This window comes from Neorhizobium descurainiae (genome assembly GCF_051400715.1).
Taxonomy (GTDB): domain Bacteria; phylum Pseudomonadota; class Alphaproteobacteria; order Rhizobiales; family Rhizobiaceae; genus Neorhizobium.
This window is the reverse complement of record NZ_JBLFFK010000005.1, coordinates 231009-246704: the sequence shown is the minus strand read 5'-3', so window position 1 is coordinate 246704 and position 15696 is coordinate 231009. Positions and strand designations below refer to the sequence as shown.

The 15696-nt window shown below is 59.4% G+C and carries 17 protein-coding genes and 1 pseudogene; 10 read left to right on the top strand and 8 right to left on the bottom strand.

The genetic code is table 11. From position 1 onward, the window contains the following. Positions 1–174: 174 nt before the first annotated feature. The 3 genes from ACMGE0_RS12310 to ACMGE0_RS12300 form a co-directional block, all read right to left on the bottom strand. Positions 175–378 (bottom strand): DUF3126 family protein, encoded by a 204-nt coding sequence (locus ACMGE0_RS12310; protein ID WP_436816135.1) that lies wholly within the window; start codon positions 376–378, stop codon positions 175–177. Positions 379–495: 117 nt separating this feature from the next. Then, positions 496–1317, bottom strand: coding sequence for a serine O-acetyltransferase (gene cysE, locus ACMGE0_RS12305; RefSeq protein ID WP_436816134.1), 822 nt, complete (start codon positions 1315–1317; stop codon positions 496–498). Between the two features lie 124 nt (positions 1318–1441). Further along, positions 1442–2227, bottom strand: coding sequence for an alpha/beta fold hydrolase (locus ACMGE0_RS12300; RefSeq protein WP_436816133.1), 786 nt, complete (start codon positions 2225–2227; stop codon positions 1442–1444). Positions 2228–2404: 177 nt separating this feature from the next. Here ACMGE0_RS12300 and ACMGE0_RS12295 point away from each other — a divergent pair, with 177 nt between their 5' ends. Both ACMGE0_RS12295 and ACMGE0_RS12290 read left to right on the top strand, forming a co-directional pair. Next, positions 2405–2650: a zinc-finger domain-containing protein gene (locus tag ACMGE0_RS12295; protein WP_436816132.1), complete on the top strand. Its 246-nt coding sequence runs from the start codon at positions 2405–2407 to the stop codon at positions 2648–2650. 25 nt (positions 2651–2675) lie between these two features. Next, positions 2676–3839 carry an FAD-dependent monooxygenase gene (locus ACMGE0_RS12290; RefSeq protein WP_436816131.1) on the top strand — a complete coding sequence of 388 codons (1164 nt, stop codon included), beginning with the start codon at positions 2676–2678 and terminating at the stop codon, positions 3837–3839. A gap of 13 nt (positions 3840–3852) precedes the next feature. Here the strand turns inward: ACMGE0_RS12290 and ACMGE0_RS12285 are convergent, their stop codons facing one another. Next, entirely contained in the window at positions 3853–5043 is a 1191-nt protein-coding gene (locus ACMGE0_RS12285) for a cystathionine beta-lyase (RefSeq protein WP_436816130.1), read from the bottom strand. Between the two features lie 368 nt (positions 5044–5411). Between ACMGE0_RS12285 and ACMGE0_RS12280 the strand changes: the two genes are divergently transcribed. The 4 genes from ACMGE0_RS12280 (at position 5412) to ACMGE0_RS12265 (ending at position 9706) form a co-directional block, all read left to right on the top strand. Next, complete coding sequence (locus ACMGE0_RS12280) at positions 5412–6434, top strand: amino acid ABC transporter substrate-binding protein (protein ID WP_436816129.1); 1023 nt, start codon at positions 5412–5414, stop codon at positions 6432–6434. Positions 6435–6544: 110 nt separating this feature from the next. Next, positions 6545–7738: an amino acid ABC transporter permease gene (locus ACMGE0_RS12275; RefSeq protein WP_436816128.1), complete on the top strand. Its 1194-nt coding sequence runs from the start codon at positions 6545–6547 to the stop codon at positions 7736–7738. Between the two features lie 6 nt (positions 7739–7744). After that, positions 7745–8902 (top strand): amino acid ABC transporter permease, encoded by a 1158-nt coding sequence (locus ACMGE0_RS12270; RefSeq protein ID WP_436816127.1) that lies wholly within the window; start codon positions 7745–7747, stop codon positions 8900–8902. Positions 8903–8932: 30 nt separating this feature from the next. Continuing rightward, a complete protein-coding gene (locus tag ACMGE0_RS12265; RefSeq protein WP_436816126.1) occupies positions 8933–9706 on the top strand; it encodes an amino acid ABC transporter ATP-binding protein in 774 nt (257 codons plus the stop codon). A gap of 52 nt (positions 9707–9758) precedes the next feature. Here the strand turns inward: ACMGE0_RS12265 and ACMGE0_RS12260 are convergent, their stop codons facing one another. Continuing rightward, positions 9759–10421 carry a hypothetical protein gene (locus ACMGE0_RS12260; protein ID WP_436816125.1) on the bottom strand — a complete coding sequence of 221 codons (663 nt, stop codon included), beginning with the start codon at positions 10419–10421 and terminating at the stop codon, positions 9759–9761. A 524-nt stretch (positions 10422–10945) separates the two neighbouring features. Between ACMGE0_RS12260 and ACMGE0_RS12255 the strand changes: the two genes are divergently transcribed. The 3 genes and pseudogenes from ACMGE0_RS12255 to ACMGE0_RS12245 all read left to right on the top strand — a co-directional run bounded on the left by ACMGE0_RS12255 (position 10946) and on the right by ACMGE0_RS12245 (position 12486). Continuing rightward, positions 10946–12208, top strand: a complete 1263-nt coding sequence (locus tag ACMGE0_RS12255) for a tyrosine-type recombinase/integrase (RefSeq protein ID WP_436816124.1) — start codon at positions 10946–10948, stop codon at positions 12206–12208. Beyond that, positions 12192–12305, top strand: a pseudogene (locus tag ACMGE0_RS12250) (pyocin activator PrtN family protein); the annotation flags it as partial. The gene ACMGE0_RS12255 and the pseudogene ACMGE0_RS12250, both read left to right, overlap by 17 nt. A gap of 97 nt (positions 12306–12402) precedes the next feature. Continuing rightward, positions 12403–12486: a hypothetical protein gene (locus ACMGE0_RS12245; RefSeq protein WP_436816200.1), complete on the top strand. Its 84-nt coding sequence runs from the start codon at positions 12403–12405 to the stop codon at positions 12484–12486. Positions 12487–12501: 15 nt separating this feature from the next. Here ACMGE0_RS12245 and ACMGE0_RS12240 read toward each other — a convergent pair whose 3' ends face one another. Further along, the gene (locus tag ACMGE0_RS12240) at positions 12502–13089 is read right to left on the bottom strand and encodes a hypothetical protein (RefSeq protein ID WP_436816123.1); all 588 of its coding nucleotides are present in this window, start codon (positions 13087–13089) and stop codon (positions 12502–12504) included. Between the two features lie 298 nt (positions 13090–13387). Between ACMGE0_RS12240 and ACMGE0_RS12235 the strand changes: the two genes are divergently transcribed. After that, positions 13388–13624 carry a hypothetical protein gene (locus tag ACMGE0_RS12235; protein WP_436816122.1) on the top strand — a complete coding sequence of 79 codons (237 nt, stop codon included), beginning with the start codon at positions 13388–13390 and terminating at the stop codon, positions 13622–13624. Positions 13625–14045: 421 nt separating this feature from the next. Here the strand turns inward: ACMGE0_RS12235 and ACMGE0_RS12230 are convergent, their stop codons facing one another. Further along, the gene (locus ACMGE0_RS12230; RefSeq protein ID WP_436816121.1) at positions 14046–15230 is read right to left on the bottom strand and encodes a hypothetical protein; all 1185 of its coding nucleotides are present in this window, start codon (positions 15228–15230) and stop codon (positions 14046–14048) included. Position 15231: 1 nt separating this feature from the next. Beyond that, complete coding sequence (locus ACMGE0_RS12225) at positions 15232–15639, bottom strand: hypothetical protein (protein WP_436816120.1); 408 nt, start codon at positions 15637–15639, stop codon at positions 15232–15234. Positions 15640–15696 lie beyond the last annotated feature (57 nt).

Below are 15696 nucleotides of genomic sequence, written 5' to 3'. Positions count from 1 at the left end.
TTGTAAATCGACTTATGCAGATGCATAGATGAAATAAGGTTTTTGATTTTGCAGAGATATCTTCGGGCGACCGCAACCAAAGCGGAAACCGGCGCCTGTTTTCTTTGCAGCAGGGAGTTCACCCGTCGAAAGCGGGCCAAAAAGGCCCGCTTCGAGATTTCCCGGATCGGCCGATCAGAGATCGACGTCCAGGATCGCCATGGAAAAATTATAGGAGCGGTCGCCGTCCTCGTCATCGACATAAATGACGCCGAGGAACTCGTCGCCCAGATAGACTTCCGCGGAGTCGTTCTTGCGCGGACGCGCCTTGACGACGACCTGCGGATTGAGCAGGCGTTTGAAATAGGCGTCGAGCTTCTTGATTTCGTCCGGTTTCACAATTCTCTCCGTCAGCGGTTCCGAGTTGCGGCGCTTTTGGCACGGGACAACGGCGAAAGTAAAGCCGCCAGAAATCGCCCGCCGCTCTTTGCCTTCATCGAAGAGCAGGCGGCGAGCTCAATCCTCGGCGTTCAGAAGCTGGTCCATCAGCCGGGCGGGTTCCGAACACCCGGCGCTCCCCACCACCTTGGCCGGCACGCCGGCGACGGTCGATTTCGGCGGAACGGGCTTCAGCACCACGGAGCCGGCGGCAACGCGCGAGCAGGAGCCGACCTCGATATTGCCGAGGATCTTGGCGCCGGCGCCGATCAGCACGCCGTTGCCGATCTTCGGATGGCGATCGGCTCCCTCCTTGCCGGTGCCGCCGAGCGTGACCCCGTGCAGGATCGAGACATTGTCGCCGATGACGGCAGTCTCGCCCACCACGAGGCCGGTGGCGTGATCGAGGAAGATGCCCTTGCCGATGCGGGCGGCCGGATTGATATCCGTCTGGAAGACGCTCGACGAACGGCTCTGCAGATAGAGCGCGAGGTCGCGGCGGCCACGGTTCAGGAGCCAATGCGCCAGACGGTGCGTCTGGATCGCATGGAAACCCTTGAAATAGAGCACCGGCTCCAGGAACCGCAGGCAGGCGGGATCGCGATCGTAGACGGCCTGGATGTCGACGCGCAGGATCGCGCCCCATTCCGGCCAGTCAGCCAGCATTTCCATGAAAGTCTGGCGCAGAAGGACTGCCTGCAAATCCGCATGGTCGAGGCGCTCGCAGATGCGATGCACCACGCATTCCTCGAGCGAACGATGGTTCAGCACCGTGGAATAGAGAAATGCGGCAAGCAGCGGATCCTGCTCGGCTGCCGCATGGGCCTCCTGGCGCAGCGTATCCCAGATGGGATCGACTGTTGCGAAGGACTCCTGGCGGATTTCAGTTCTTGCGGCCATAGCCGTCTCCTTTTGCCGTACGGCAGGATATATAGAATAAGTTTACAGCAAGACCAACGCCCACAAAATCGCATTCCGTTGATCGTTAAGATAAAGGAACCTGCGGCCTTGCCTGCGGTTCCCGCTAGCGCGACGCAAGTTCCCCATAAAAATCGAGAACCGCCTTCTTGAACACCCTGTCGCCGACGGCCAGCATGTGGTCCCGGCCCGGAATGTCGAGAGCGATCGCATGCGGCATGAGGGCGGCGAGCTCCTGCGGCGAGCCTGCGATATCGTCCTTCGTTCCCACCCCGATCAGCGTCGGCGCGTCGATGCGGCTCATGTCTGCCCGGGAGACGAGATCGCGAGAGCCGCGGATACAGGCGGCAAGCGCCTGCTTGTCGCTCTTCGTCTGGTCGGCGAAGGCGCGGAACATTTTTCCGCGTGCATGGGCGATCTCGTCGACCGAGGGAGCAAGAAGAGCGTCGGCGATCGGGTCCCAGTCCCCTACCCCGTCGGTCATTCCGATACCCAAGCCGCCCAGCACCAGCGAGCGCACGCGATCTGGATGGGCGAGAGCGGCGAAGACCGAGATGCGGGCGCCCATGGAATAACCGAAGAGATGCGCTTCCGGGATCCTCAGATGGTCGAGAAGAGCGATCGAATCCTCCGCCATCACCCACGGCCGGTAGGCTTCCGGGTCGAGCGGCTTGTCGCTCGCGCCATGGCCGCGATTGTCGATGGCGATCACCCGATAGCCCGCATCGCCCAAGGTCTTCAGCCAGCCGGGATGCACCCAGTTGACGAGCGCGCTCGAGGCGAACCCATGGATGAGGAGCACCGGGTCGCCGGACGGATCGCCTTCGTCGAAATAGGCAAGGTTCAGGCCGTCATGGGAAAAAGACGAGAAGGCGGGGGCATTGAGGTTCATCGGTCGTCCTGCGGGGTCGTCCAGTAGAGGCATCTTTTTGGCGGACCATAGGCGATCCGCTGTGCCGTTTGAACCCGTGCGCAACACGAAATCGGCAGGTCTGCGACGGTTTTCCCACTACACAATCCGGCGGAGGGGCGATAATGTCCGCCGCAAATCAGAAGCATGGAGACCATCATGGCCGGGTACAGCATTCCCCATTTCCAGAACGACGGCGGACATCGCATGATCCAGATCGGCGTGAAGGAATTCATGTGCACCGGCGCATCCGTGCCGTTCGATCACCCGCATATCTTCATCGATATGGGCGACGACGTCGAAAAGGTCTGTTCCTATTGCTCGACGCTCTACCGTTACAATCCGTCGCTGAAGCCCGAGCAGACCGATCCGCCGGGCTCGGTCTTCCACGTCAAGGCCGCGTGACGTTCCCCGCTGAACGGCCGACAAGATGCCCATCGAAAGAGTAGCGATCATCGGCGCCGGCATGGCGGGGCTGACGGCTGCGCTCTCCTTCGCCCGGCACGGGATCGCCTCGGACATTTTCGAGGAAGCGGACGCCCTGGTCGAAGTCGGCGCCGGCCTGCAGGTCTCGCCGAATGCCTCGCGCGTGCTTTCCACGCTCGGCGTCCTCGGCCGGCTTGAAGCCGTCTGGACGGAGCCCGAACGGATCGCGCTCGTCTCCGGCATGTCGCTGAGGCCGCTTGCCCACGTGCCCGCCGGACGCTTCGCCCGCGAGCGCTGGCGCGCGCCTTACGGCGTTCTGCACCGCGCCACGCTGCAAAAGGCGCTGCTCGACGCGGTCGAACAAAACCCGCTCTGCGCCATCCGCCTCGGCACGCCGATCCGCGAGGACGCGCATGGCAGCCTGACGGGGATCACCGGCAAAAGTTATCCTCTGATCGTCGGCGCCGACGGCGTCTGGTCCAATCTGCGCGCCAGCATACCGCACAGTCCGAAGCCGGATTTCTCGCACAATGTCGCGTGGCGCTTCACGATCCCGGAAAGCGCCGCCCCGTCATGGCTGGCCGCAGACCAGGTGACGGCCTTTCTCGGCCCCTCGACCCATGTCGTCGCCTATCCGCTGAAAGAGGTCGGCGGCTTCAACATCGTGGCGATCGCCTCCGGCATCAGCCCCGGCGAAACGTGGGATGCCGAAGCAAACGAGGCCCAGCGACGCATGCTGCTTTCCCAGTTCCATCGCTGGGACCGGCGCATCGGCGATCTCCTGGCGAAGGCCGAGCGGCCGACCTTCTGGCCCCTCTATCAGGTGGGCACAGGCCGCTGGCACAACGGCCGGGACAAGGTGCTGATCGGCGACGCGGCGCATGCGATGATGCCGTTCGCGGCCCAGGGCGCGTCGATGGCGATCGAGGACGCCTTCATGCTCGCCAATCGCGCCGCAAGTTCCCTGCCCCTCGCCCAAGCGCTTTCCGCCTTCGAAAACGACAGAACAGGACGGATCGCCAGGGTCCGCGCCCGCGGCCTCTTCAACCGCTTCGCCTATCATGCCCGCGGACCATTCAGGCTCGGGCGCGACATCGTGCTGTCCATGCGCCCGCCGCAATCGCTCGCGGCGGATCTCGACTGGCTCTACGGCTTCAGGCCCGAGTGATCGCGCGCTTCGATCACACCTCGGCTGCGGCCGCGAAACCGGCTTCCAGGTCCTTCTTGAGATCGGCGGCGTCTTCGAGGCCGACCTGCAGGCGGATGACCGGACCTTCCGGCGGCGCCTTGCGGATGGTGCGGTCCGACAGGTTCACATTCACGGCGAGGCTTTCGTATCCGCCCCAGGAGTAGCCGAGCCCGAAGAAGGAGAGCGCGTCCAGAAAAGCATGCGCCTTGGCCCTCGCCTTTTCGCCCTCCGCCTTCAGCACGAAGGAGAAGATGCCGCTGGCGCCCTTGAAGTCGCGCTTCCATATGTCGTGGCCCGGGAAGCTCGGCAGCGCCGGATGCAGGACGCGGGCGACATCGTCGCGGGTCTCCAGCCACCTGGCGATTTCGAGCGCGCTCTTCTGGTGATGTTCGAGGCGCACGCCCATGGTGCGCAGGCCGCGCAGGATGAGATAGGAATCGTCCGGCGCGCCGCAGATGCCGAGCGTGATGCGGGACTCCTCGAGCCGGGGCCAGTGCCTGGCATTCGCAGAAACAGACCCCATGACGATGTCGGAATGCCCGGACGGATATTTGGTCGTCGCATGGATCGATACGTCGACGCCGAAATCGAGCGGCCGGAAATAGAGCGGCGTCGCCCAGGTATTGTCCATGGTGACGACGCAGTCGTATCTGTGCGCCACGTCGGCGATCGCCCTTATATCCTGCATCTCGAAGGTGTTGGAGCCCGGCGCCTCGGTATGGACGAGCCTGGTGTTCGGCCTGATCAGCGCCTCGATGCCAGCACCGATCTCCGGATCGTAATAATCCACCTCCACGCCCAGCCGCTTCAGCATCGTGTTGCAGAAATTGCGGCACGGCGTGTAGACCGAATCGACGATCAGCGCGTGGTCGCCGGCCGAAAGATAGGCGAGAAACGGCACCGTGATCGCCGCAAGCCCGGAGGGAACGAGAATGGTGCCTGCGGAGCCTTCCAGCTCGTCGAAGGCATTGCAGAGCGCCTCCGTGGTCGGCGTGGCACGCGTGCCGTAGGTATATTTCTGAGCCCGCTTCTCCATGGTTTCGGAATCCGGAAACAATACCGTCGAAGCGTGCACGACCGGCGGGTTGACGAAACCGTGATAGCCGGAAGGATCATGGCCCATGTGGGCCAGGCGCGTGTTCGGACCGGCGCCGGTAAACAGGGACTCGTTCTTCTTCTTCATATCGGGGAGAGCTTTCATTGGCAGTGGTGGACAGGAGTTTTGCCGTCCCGATGCGCGCCGGTCAACCCCGGCCCGCTCCCGTGGCGGCAAAGACATCAGGCGGCCTTCTATCCTGCGGAAAAAGCTGATGTTTTGATCACGACATGCCCAAACTTTAAGTGCCTGATGATTTTCTGGGCTGTGACGAGGAATTTACCTCATTTTTGACGCAATTCGAAAAGGCGACACTTGACCCTGCGTTGTTTTACGAATGAGATAGCGCGTGCCCGCACCGGGAGGGTTCGCGGGCGACCGGCCGTATTCGAAGAAAACAGGGGAGCGGCTCGGTGTCACCAAATCACACAAAACCAAGAGATAAGGTTGGGAAAATGAAAAAGACGCTTCTGTCAGCCGCGATTGGCGCAGCGGTCCTGGGGTTTGCATCGGCTGCATCGGCTGCCACTCTGGACAACGTGAAGTCCAAAGGTTTCGTTCAGTGCGGCGTCAACACCGGTCTTGCCGGCTTTGCCGCACCGGATTCGGCCGGCAACTGGACCGGCTTCGACGTCGATTATTGCAAGGCCGTCGCGGCCGCGATCTTCGGCGATGCGAGCAAGGTGAAGTACACACCGACCACCGCACAGGTCCGCTTCACGGCGCTGCAGTCGGGTGAAATCGACCTGCTTGCCCGCAACACCACATGGACGATCAACCGCGATACCGCGCTCGGCCTCAACTTCCGCTACGTCAACTACTATGACGGCCAGGGCTTCATGATTCCGAAGAGCCTCAACGTCAACTCGGCTCTCGAACTCTCGGGCGCTGCAGTCTGCGTCCAGTCCGGTACCACGACCGAGCTCAACCTCGCCGACTACTTCAAGGCCAACAACCTGCAGTACAACCCGGTCGTCTTCGAAAAGCTCGAAGAAGTAAACGCCGCCTACCAGGCCGGCCGCTGCGACGTCTACACGACCGACCAGTCCGGCCTCTATTCGCTGCGCCTGTCGCTCTCCAATCCGGACGAGCACATCATCCTGCCGGAAATCATCTCCAAGGAGCCGCTCGGCCCGGCCGTCCGCCAGGGCGACGACCAGTGGTTCGACATCGTCATGTGGACCGGCTATGCGATGGTGCAGGCGGAGGAATTCGGCATCACCCAGGCCAATATCGACGAGATGAAGAACTCGACCAACCCCGACATCCGCCGCTTCCTGGGCGTAGAAGCCGACACCAAGATCGGCACCGACCTCGGCCTCACCAATGACTGGGCCTACAATATCGTCAAGCAGGTGGGCAACTACGGCGAAGTCTTCGAACGCAATATCGGCGCCAACACTCCGCTCAAGATCCAGCGCGGCCTGAACGCCCTGTGGTCCAAGGGCGGCCTGCAATACGCACCGCCGGTCCGCTGATCGGCAAGGCCGAGACAGGATAAGGCGGCAAATGCCGCCTTATCCTCCCATAAAAACAAAACGCATAAAAAGAAGAAGACCTTAAAACAAGGTCACGGGGAAAGGCCAGCATGACAGATCACGCTGCAATGGCGCCTTCCGAGGCACGGACCTTCAGGTCCTACGTTTACGACCCCAGATACAGGGGCATTTTTTACCAGGTTCTCACGCTCTTCATCGTCGTTGTCGTCGGCTGGTGGATCTTCGACAATACCGCCGAAAACCTCGCCCGGTCCGGCACCGCCTCGGGCTACGGGTTCCTAAGGGGGCGTGCCGGTTTCGACATCGGCCAGGCGCTCATTCCCTATACCAGCGATTCCACCTATGGCCGCGCCATCGTCGTCGGCTTCATCAATACGGTCCTGGTGGCGGTTCTCGGCATCATCACGGCCACCATCGTCGGGTTCATCGTCGGCATCGGCCGCCTTTCGAAGAACTGGCTGATCGCCAAGCTCTGCACCCTCTATGTGGAAATATTCCGCAACATTCCGGTGCTGCTCATCATCTTCTTCTGGTACAAGGGCGTGCTCGACTCCCTCCCCCAGGTCCGGGATTCGCTTGCTCTTCCGTTCAACATCTTCCTGAACAACCGCGGCCTCGCCTTTCCGAAGCCGATCTGGGGCGAAGGCGCCTGGCTGGTTCCGGCCGCCTTCCTCGTCGGCATCATCGCGACCATCGGGGTGGCCCGCTGGGCAAAACAGCGGCAAGCGGCGACAGGCAAGCAGTTCCACACGATCTGGACCGGCATCGGCCTCATCGTCGGCCTGCCGATCCTCGCCTTCCTGGCGATGGGCTCGCCGCTGACCTTCGACTATCCGGTCGCGGGACGCTTCAACCTGTCGGGCGGCGCGCGCATCCTGCCGGAATTCGTGGCGCTCTACCTCGCGCTTTCGCTTTATACCGCCTCCTTCATCGCCGAAGTCATCCGTGCCGGCATCCGCGGCGTTCCGAAGGGCCAGTCGGAAGCCTCCTTCGCTCTCGGCATGCAACCCTCCCAGACGACCCGGCTCATCGTGGTGCCGCAGGCGATGCGCATCATCATTCCGCCGCTCACCAGCCAGTATCTCAACCTGACGAAGAACTCTTCGCTCGGCGTGGCGATCGGCTTTCCCGAGCTCTTTTCCACGACCAGCACGACGCTGAACCAGACCGGCCAGGCGGTGGAGGCGATCTCCATCATGCTGACCGTCTATCTGGCGATCAGTATCGCGACATCGCTGTTCATGAACTGGTTCAACGCCAAGATGGCGCTCGTGGAAAGGTAAGGTCCCATGAATACGAAAAACCTCGCCTATGTCCGCAGCGAAATGCTGGCGCCGGCGCCCGCTCCGCTCAGCACCAGCACGGTTGCCGGCTGGATCCGCGCCAACCTGCTCGCGACGCCGAAGGATACGGCGCTGACGATCGTCGCCATCGCCCTGCTTCTCTGGACGGTGCCGGGCATGCTGCAATGGCTGTTCTTCGACGCCGTCTGGTCGGGCGCCAACCGCTCGGCCTGCACGACGGTCGCACAGGGCGGCATCCAGCCGGAGGGCTGGAAGGGCGCCTGCTGGGCCTTTGTCGGCGACCGTTTCCAGCAGTTCATGTTCGGCCGCTATCCGCTGGACGAACGCTGGCGGCCGATCTTCGTGGCGATCCTGTTCGTGGCGCTGCTCGTACCGCTGCTGATCCCGAAAGTGCCCCGCAAGGGCCTGAACGCCCTGCTCTTCTTCGTCGTCTTCCCGATCGTCGCCTTCTTCCTGCTGCATGGCGGCGCCTTCGGCCTCGACGAAGTGGAAACCCCGCTCTGGGGCGGGCTGATGGTGACCCTCATCCTCTCCTTCGTCGGCATCGCCGTTTCGCTTCCGGTCGGCATCCTGCTCGCGCTCGGACGACGATCGAACCTGCCGGTAATTCGCATGCTTTGCGTCGGCTTCATCGAGATCATCCGCGGCGTGCCGCTGATCAGCGTCCTCTTCATGGCGAACGTGATGCTGCCGCTCTTCCTGCCGACCGGCTGGACGATCGACAACTTCCTGCGCGCGCTGGTCGGAGTGGCGATCTTCGCATCGGCCTATATGGCGGAAGTCATCCGCGGCGGTCTGCAGGCGATCCCGAAAGGCCAGTCCGAGGGCGCCGACTCCCTGGGACTGAGCTATTGGCAGAAGATGCGGCTGATCGTCCTTCCGCAGGCGATCAAGCTCGTCATCCCGGGCATCGTCAACACCTTCATCGGCCTCTTCAAGGATACGTCGCTCGTCTCGATCATCGGCATGTTCGACCTGCTCGGCATCGTGCGGCTCAATTTCACCGACACGACCTGGATCACGCCGGTGACGCCGATCACCGGCCTGATCTTCGCGGGCTTCATCTTCTGGCTTTTCTGCTTCGGCATGTCGCGCTATTCCGCCTTCATGGAACGGCATCTCGACACGGCCCAAAAGCGATAACGGCCGCAAACAAACAATAAGGGGATAAACATGGCTGACGCCCAACCCAAGAAAATGACGGTCTCCACCACCGAGGTCGCCGTCGAGATCATCGGCATGAACAAGTGGTACGGCGATTTCCACGTGCTGCGAGATATCAACCTCAAGGTCATGCGCGGCGAGCGCATCGTCATCGCCGGTCCGTCCGGCTCCGGCAAGTCGACGATGATCCGCTGCATCAACCGCCTGGAAGAACATCAGTCCGGCTCGATCGTCGTCGACGGCATCGAGCTCACCAACGACCTGAAGAAGATCGACGAAGTGCGCCGCGAAGTGGGCATGGTGTTCCAGCACTTCAACCTTTTCCCGCACCTGACGATCCTCGAGAACTGCACGCTCGCGCCGATCTGGGTCCGCAAGATGCCGAAGAAGCAGGCGGAAGAGATCGCCATGCACTATCTCGCCCGCGTCAAGATCCCGGAGCAGGCCCACAAATACCCCGGCCAGCTCTCCGGCGGTCAGCAGCAGCGCGTGGCGATCGCCCGCTCGCTCTGCATGCGGCCGAAGATCATGCTGTTCGACGAGCCGACTTCGGCGCTCGATCCGGAAATGGTCAAGGAAGTGCTGGATACGATGGTGAGTCTCGCGGAGGAAGGCATGACCATGCTTTGCGTCACCCACGAAATGGGCTTTGCCCGGCAGGTCGCCCACCGCGTCATCTTCATGGATCAGGGCCAGATCGTCGAACAGAACTCGCCGGCGGAATTCTTCGACAATCCGCAGCACGAGCGCACGAAACTCTTCCTCAGTCAGATCCTGCACTGAGGAGGCGATCCGAAATGACGGTCACGGGGTGCTTCGGCGCCCCGTTTCCGTTTCACCACTTGAAGGAATAACGCGCCTTCACGCTGGCGATGGGATCGGGGGAATCCGACGTCCTGTCCAGCGCGCCGCTGATGGTCAGGTTCCTGCCGAAATTCTTCTCGACCCCCAGCCCGGCGCCGACCACCCTGAAACCGTTGCTGCCCGAGGCGCGCGCGACCAAGGCCGTGCGGCTCGGCGAATGCGACAGGCGGACGGATTGACTGGTGTCGATGCCGCACCATTCGCGGGCCGTACCGTCGTAGCGCATCGCATAACTGCTCTGCCTCTCGATATCGATCGTCGGCGTGGCGATGTGCTTTTCGTAATAGTTCATCGTGATGGCGGCACTGCCATTGTTGCCGTCGAGATCGAAACCGACATCACGGTTCGCCTGATAGGCCGGCGTCTGGATTTTCGTGGCCGTGAAACTGCTCCAGAACTTGACCGGCGTTTCGACCGGCGTGCCGCTTTTCGTCGTGTTCACGCCCATGGAGACGCCCGCCTCCGGTTCGAGCCGCGCCGGCAGCTTCAGGCCGAGCCTGACGGAATAGCTGGTGTCGGAATTTCTGGAAGGCTGCCAGATCAGCGGCTTGTCGTCCGCGAGCACGGGCTGCGTGCTCGACAGGACCGCAATCGTCAACGCCGCGAAACCCGCGGCAAAAGTTTTGATGCTCATCGATAATCCCCATTCGAAAGCCAATGACATTTGGTACGCTTGGGATGCAGCTCTCATGGCTGCCTGTCATTTTAAGTATATGGACGCAGCTCCGTACGGCTGCACGAGTCGTCGCCCGGCAATGCGTTCCGAAGCGAACATGAATAGTATATGAACGAATGCGGCGCATCCAAAGCCGGAATACGAAAAATTCGCGAATTTGCGGCCAGACGCTCTCTTTCCGCTGCAATGCAGCAACACTTCGAGGACCGACCGCGGGCAGGAGCGCGGAGCGGTACGGCGATATACGGTGTCTCAGGGTCGGACAAAATGAAGGTGGCGACCCCTGCAGGACTCGAACCTGCGACCTGCTGCTTAGAAGGCAGCTGCTCTATTGCTTCACGGCCATTCAGAACGATTCATCCACAACATTGAAATGCCTGATATACAAGGGATTCTTGGCAAATCATACTGCCATGGGATGGCTTGACATTTCATCACCTATCACTGAATTTTGTTACCCCGACGTTACCCCGAAGGCAGGCATGGCAAAGGCACTTACTGTAAAGGCTATTGAATCTCTCAAACCCGAGGCATCGAGACGGGAGATAGCAGACGGCGGACTGCCCGGGCTCTACCTAATTGTGCAGCCGTCGGGAGCGTCAAGTTGGGCGATTCGTTATAGGATGGACGGTAGACCCCGGAAATTCACGATCGGCCCCTACCCCGCTTTTTCGTTGTCCAACGCGAGGGAAGAAGCGGCGAAAGCACTACGCGCCGTCTCAGAGGGAAGAGACCCCGCTGCCGAGAAAGCCGCAAGGAAAGATCGGAACGTCGATCTGGTGGAAGACGCCATAGACGAATTTGTCAAAACGTATGTTGAGAAAAGAAATCGGCCAAACACGATCCGGGAACGCAAGAGGCTCCTCAATAAAGAGGTTAAGCCAAAATGGACTGGGCGCACGATGCGCAGCATCCATCGCCAGGACGTGTCGAAGCGAATCAATGATGTGGCAGAGCGCGCCCCTGTGATGGCGAACCGGCTCCTGGCGCTATTGCGCCTGTTCTTCAAGTGGGCAGAGGAGGAGGACATCATCGAAGCCTCCCCGCTGTCCAAGAAGAAAATCACGGCCCCAGGAAAGGAGACGACACGAGACCGCATTCTTGCTGACGAAGAAATCCGGATTCTATGGCTTGCGGCGGATAAGTTGGGCTATCCGTTCGGTCCAATGGTCAAGCTTTTACTGCTGACCGCGCAAAGACGAAGCGAAGTTGCGCAGGGACAATGGGCAGAGTTCGAGCTTGGGCGCAACGACCAGCTGTGGGTTATTCCGCCCGAGCGATCCAAGAACGGCAAGGAACATTATGTTCCCCTCGCCTCCCCGATGCTTCAAGTCGTTAATGACCTGCCGAAAATCAAACCGACAGGGGACGACAAGGCAAAGCCCGTTTTCTTGTTCACGACCACCGGGAAGACGGCTGTCTCTGGGTTCTCGAAAGCTAAGGCACTCTTGGACAAAACCATGCTGGAAATCGCCCACAAAGAAGCTAAGAACCGAGGCGATGATCCGGAAAGTGTCGCATTCGAGGGCTGGACCTTCCACGACCTTCGGCGGACCGCCGCCAGTGGCATGGCTCGCCTCAACGTTCCCGTACATGTGGTGGAAGCTGTGCTTAACCACCGATCAGGATCGATCAAAGGGGTTGCGGCAGTTTATAATCGGTATGACTATGCAGAGGAGAAGCGAGCTGCCCTGAGTGAATGGGCAACGCACGTCGAGAGCTTGGTCAATGAAAACTCGCGATGAACCCGACCTGTCCACCGCCGAGTTGCTCCTGGCGCAATATGGCCCCAGGGTTCTCGTTCCTCTCGAAGACGTGTGTCGGGACTACTTCAGTCACCTGACGCGGGACAATTTTTTAAGGAAGGTTGGCAGCGGAGAAATCTTCATCCCTGTTGTTAAGGGTAGAACGATCCCAAAAGTGCCAGAAAGGCATTCACATGCAGGATCTGGCGGACTACATCGACAGACGGAGGGAGGCGGCCTTGAAGGAATTGCGCCAGCTGCATAACCTTAACAGGTGAAATACGAGGATATTGTCAATCATTCCACTGGGCTTGAACGATGCCGTCAAGCGCTTCGATAGCGCGCCCAAGCGCTCGATGATTAATCCGTTTGCCGATCCATCCTGCCCTATAGAAATAAGTCCCTGTCCTCGCTGCTTTGTCGAGGTCCACCATCGTCCACCGGATTTCGAAGCAACGGCGCCGAACTTCATCTAAGGCGGGTATACCGGTGAGCTTGTAGGGTTTATTCCTAGCGCGGCTGAGCCCATGGTACGTCGCGACCTTTCGAATATTGATCCACGGCGAATGAGGGAATTCTGCACAGATGTCCTCGGGCCGACCGTTTCGGTATATTCGCCTCAGCTTCGATATCTCAGCAGCTGACCAGATGTGTTTTTTATGCCGAATTCCCAATGTCGAGCATTGACCGTATATGGCAGCGAGGCTTCGATGCGGGAGCATCTTGCACATCGTCCGGTAGTCACCGCGATGCTCGATCAAAATTCGTCGCTCGTCGTCATCCCAAAGCTTGTGGCCCTTCATGTTCACACCCGCGCGCTGCATTCTCCGGCGGGCGCGCTCCCCTGAAGCAGCATTTCTCGTGTAGTAGGCAAGTGACATGGTGCACCTCCTGGTCGGAGGTGAGGTGAAAAACCTGACAAGGCCGTGACGAGACTGTGGCAATCCCAGATTTCCACAGCCGCCTTGACTCTCTTGAGCCTCGTGGCAGGCTTCCGGCATGAGCGCGCGTACGCACTTCGCAAGGCGGATACGACACGTGGGAGATATTCGACACCGAGACCGGCCGGACAGTGTCGGTCGGCGGGAAGCAGCGCGCGGGCCTCAAGCTCGACGAGGCCGACGTGCTGGTGGATATTCTGAACTCTGGGGATCAGGAGCCGGACAAGGAAACGCTGCAATGAGCCGTAACGATGCCATCATCTCCGCCGGTGCGGTCGCTCTTTCGACGGCTGCAACGGTCGCTGCGCTGATCGCGCACCTTCGTCGCATGAGCATTCTCACCGAAGCCATGGAACACGAGATATATGAGCAAGCCCTGATGATGGTGGAGGAAAGCCAGGGGGACGACGACAGTGGAGTTTTCACCGCGGCTCGGGAGCTGATTGAAGAGCATCTAAGGCCAGAGCAGCCGTAGGTCAGGAGGGAGAAGACGCATTGAGTGATGAGCCAGTAAACCGGTACGTCCTCCGTCAGGACGCGCCAGGGTCCTGGGCGGTGATCGACACGCATATTCCAGCCACCCGCGAAAACCGAGTTATCTATCGGGTATCAGAAGCCAGGGCTAAGCAGATCGCTGATCACTTGAACAAGGTATTCATCGAGACGAGGAAGGCGGCATCATGAGCTCATCACCGACTTCGTTTCCGAGCTGGTGCGCGCCGCGAAGAAGTCGACAAGCTTTCCGGCCACTCGTTACGCGCCGGGTTTTTATGACGGCCAAAAACCGGGCCTCGATCAGCCGCATCATGGAGGTCACACGGCGTCGCTATCCGCGCACCGTAGAAACCTACTCTCGTAAAGCCGATCGGCATGCTGGAGGGATGGGTTTCTCTAAATCAAACTCTTGCTTTGTCCGGATTGATGAAATCTATGTTTTCAACCTCCATGTAATCGCGACGTGGCCGTCTAAACATGCTGCCCTTCAACCGAACTGGCCGATGTATCTTGAATTCATCTTTTGCCAAAAATGAATCGAAGTATTCTTTCTGAAATTTGCACGTAACCATTTTACCTCGGACCGACAGTACCAGAAGTGTCGAGCTTTTTGCCGTTATGCCGTCTATGACTCCGCGCTCAATCACTGCATTTGCCTGAGCCACCGCAAGCTTCTGCTTGATGTCGGCGCTTGTCTTCTGATCAAAGACAGCCGTCTCAATTCCGTTTTTGCCGAAAGCGGTGAACTCCACCGAATCGATATCTCCATCTGGCTGCGGTAGTATGTCGGCAAGAATGTCGAGGAAACTAAAATTATCTGAGGCATACTTTCCATCGATCTTGTCGTTTTCGGCCAGCCCCTTTAGTTCAACGATCCGTTCAGCGAAGTCCTCGCCAAGATGCTGCACTGCCGTCTCGAGTTGCTCACGACTATACTGCTTTAGAGCCTTGGTGCGCCTGATAGACGCCATATTGATGACCGGCTCCTTAACTGCAATCACCAAGCTGGCAAATTTTGGAGGGGCGATCTCAAAATCAAACGTTGAGGTCCTCCGATTAAGGAGCGGGACCGGCGTTAGTAACTTCCGAACAGCATCAAACGCCTGATCCATCAAATCTTTGAACTTGCCGAAGGGAATGCCGTCCTCTGTCAATTCTGGCCCCTTGAACTTGATGGCCAGCATAGACGATGCTTGCACTAATGAATCCGGCACACGCCCGTGCCAGTGATACAACCCAAAACCTGGCTTTGCGAAGAAGCGGGCCGGCACATCGACTCGATCACAGCTCCAGTAACTTGTAACCCGAAAATCGTCATCCAGAGATAGAATCCAGAAGGATGGGCGGTCAAAGGCTCCGAACACCGACAACTTGCCGTCCCTAAGAGCCTGGATGGTCCGCTCGTCTGTTTGGCATGCGATGTAGAGATGTTTGTTTTTCCGCACGGAAACCTTATTGCAGAGGATGTCCACTAGGCCGAGTTTCGCCCGAAACATCATTGGGCCATCGTATTCGTAAAGAGTCTCTGACGGGTCTATTACCTGTCCATCCAAGTCCCCATCGGCGGGGCGGTCCAAAGTCCACATACTAAGCGTCCTCCTCGACGGGAGGTATGATGACGGCGAATGCCGGCGCCAGATCAACGTTAACATAAGTCCAGAAGGTGAAATGCTGTGGCTGCTTTTTCGAAGGACTAGCCTTTAGAACACCGTGATTGTCATCCATATCACCAGCAGCGATGAAACGCTCTTGAAAGTGGGGGATCACATTTCGAGCGTGTTCAACGGCATCTAAATCGCACCATACAGAAAGGCCCCAATCATCACACTTGGCTTTGATTGGCTTAACCTTCCCCATTTTGACGTATGACATGAAGTCATCATTCGTGGGAGGGTCACTCTCAACAGCCCGGTAGATAGTGCAGTTTGCCACCTCTGCGTCGTCCGGTGGACAGGTGCCGTTGAGGCACTCAATCATTTCCTGGTCGAATCCCATGCCCGCCCCCAGCGTTCTTTTTGTGAAAGGCATGGCATCAAAATACTAAAAGTCAAT

Coding starts and splice junctions, on each gene's coding strand:
- cysE (WP_436816134.1), bottom strand. CDS start 1,317: ATGGCCGCAAGAACTGAAATCCGCCAGGAGTCCTTCGCAACAGTCGAT.
- ACMGE0_RS12225 (WP_436816120.1), bottom strand. CDS start 15,639: ATGGGATTCGACCAGGAAATGATTGAGTGCCTCAACGGCACCTGTCCA.
- ACMGE0_RS12300 (WP_436816133.1), bottom strand. CDS start 2,227: ATGAACCTCAATGCCCCCGCCTTCTCGTCTTTTTCCCATGACGGCCTG.
- ACMGE0_RS12295 (WP_436816132.1), top strand. CDS start 2,405: ATGGCCGGGTACAGCATTCCCCATTTCCAGAACGACGGCGGACATCGC.
- ACMGE0_RS12230 (WP_436816121.1), bottom strand. CDS start 15,230: ATGTGGACTTTGGACCGCCCCGCCGATGGGGACTTGGATGGACAGGTA.
- ACMGE0_RS12265 (WP_436816126.1), top strand. CDS start 8,933: ATGGCTGACGCCCAACCCAAGAAAATGACGGTCTCCACCACCGAGGTC.
- ACMGE0_RS12290 (WP_436816131.1), top strand. CDS start 2,676: ATGCCCATCGAAAGAGTAGCGATCATCGGCGCCGGCATGGCGGGGCTG.
- ACMGE0_RS12285 (WP_436816130.1), bottom strand. CDS start 5,043: ATGAAGAAGAAGAACGAGTCCCTGTTTACCGGCGCCGGTCCGAACACG.
- ACMGE0_RS12240 (WP_436816123.1), bottom strand. CDS start 13,089: ATGTCACTTGCCTACTACACGAGAAATGCTGCTTCAGGGGAGCGCGCC.
- ACMGE0_RS12280 (WP_436816129.1), top strand. CDS start 5,412: ATGAAAAAGACGCTTCTGTCAGCCGCGATTGGCGCAGCGGTCCTGGGG.
- ACMGE0_RS12255 (WP_436816124.1), top strand. CDS start 10,946: ATGGCAAAGGCACTTACTGTAAAGGCTATTGAATCTCTCAAACCCGAG.
- ACMGE0_RS12270 (WP_436816127.1), top strand. CDS start 7,745: ATGAATACGAAAAACCTCGCCTATGTCCGCAGCGAAATGCTGGCGCCG.
- ACMGE0_RS12235 (WP_436816122.1), top strand. CDS start 13,388: ATGAGCCGTAACGATGCCATCATCTCCGCCGGTGCGGTCGCTCTTTCG.
- ACMGE0_RS12260 (WP_436816125.1), bottom strand. CDS start 10,421: ATGAGCATCAAAACTTTTGCCGCGGGTTTCGCGGCGTTGACGATTGCG.
- ACMGE0_RS12275 (WP_436816128.1), top strand. CDS start 6,545: ATGACAGATCACGCTGCAATGGCGCCTTCCGAGGCACGGACCTTCAGG.
- ACMGE0_RS12245 (WP_436816200.1), top strand. CDS start 12,403: ATGCAGGATCTGGCGGACTACATCGACAGACGGAGGGAGGCGGCCTTG.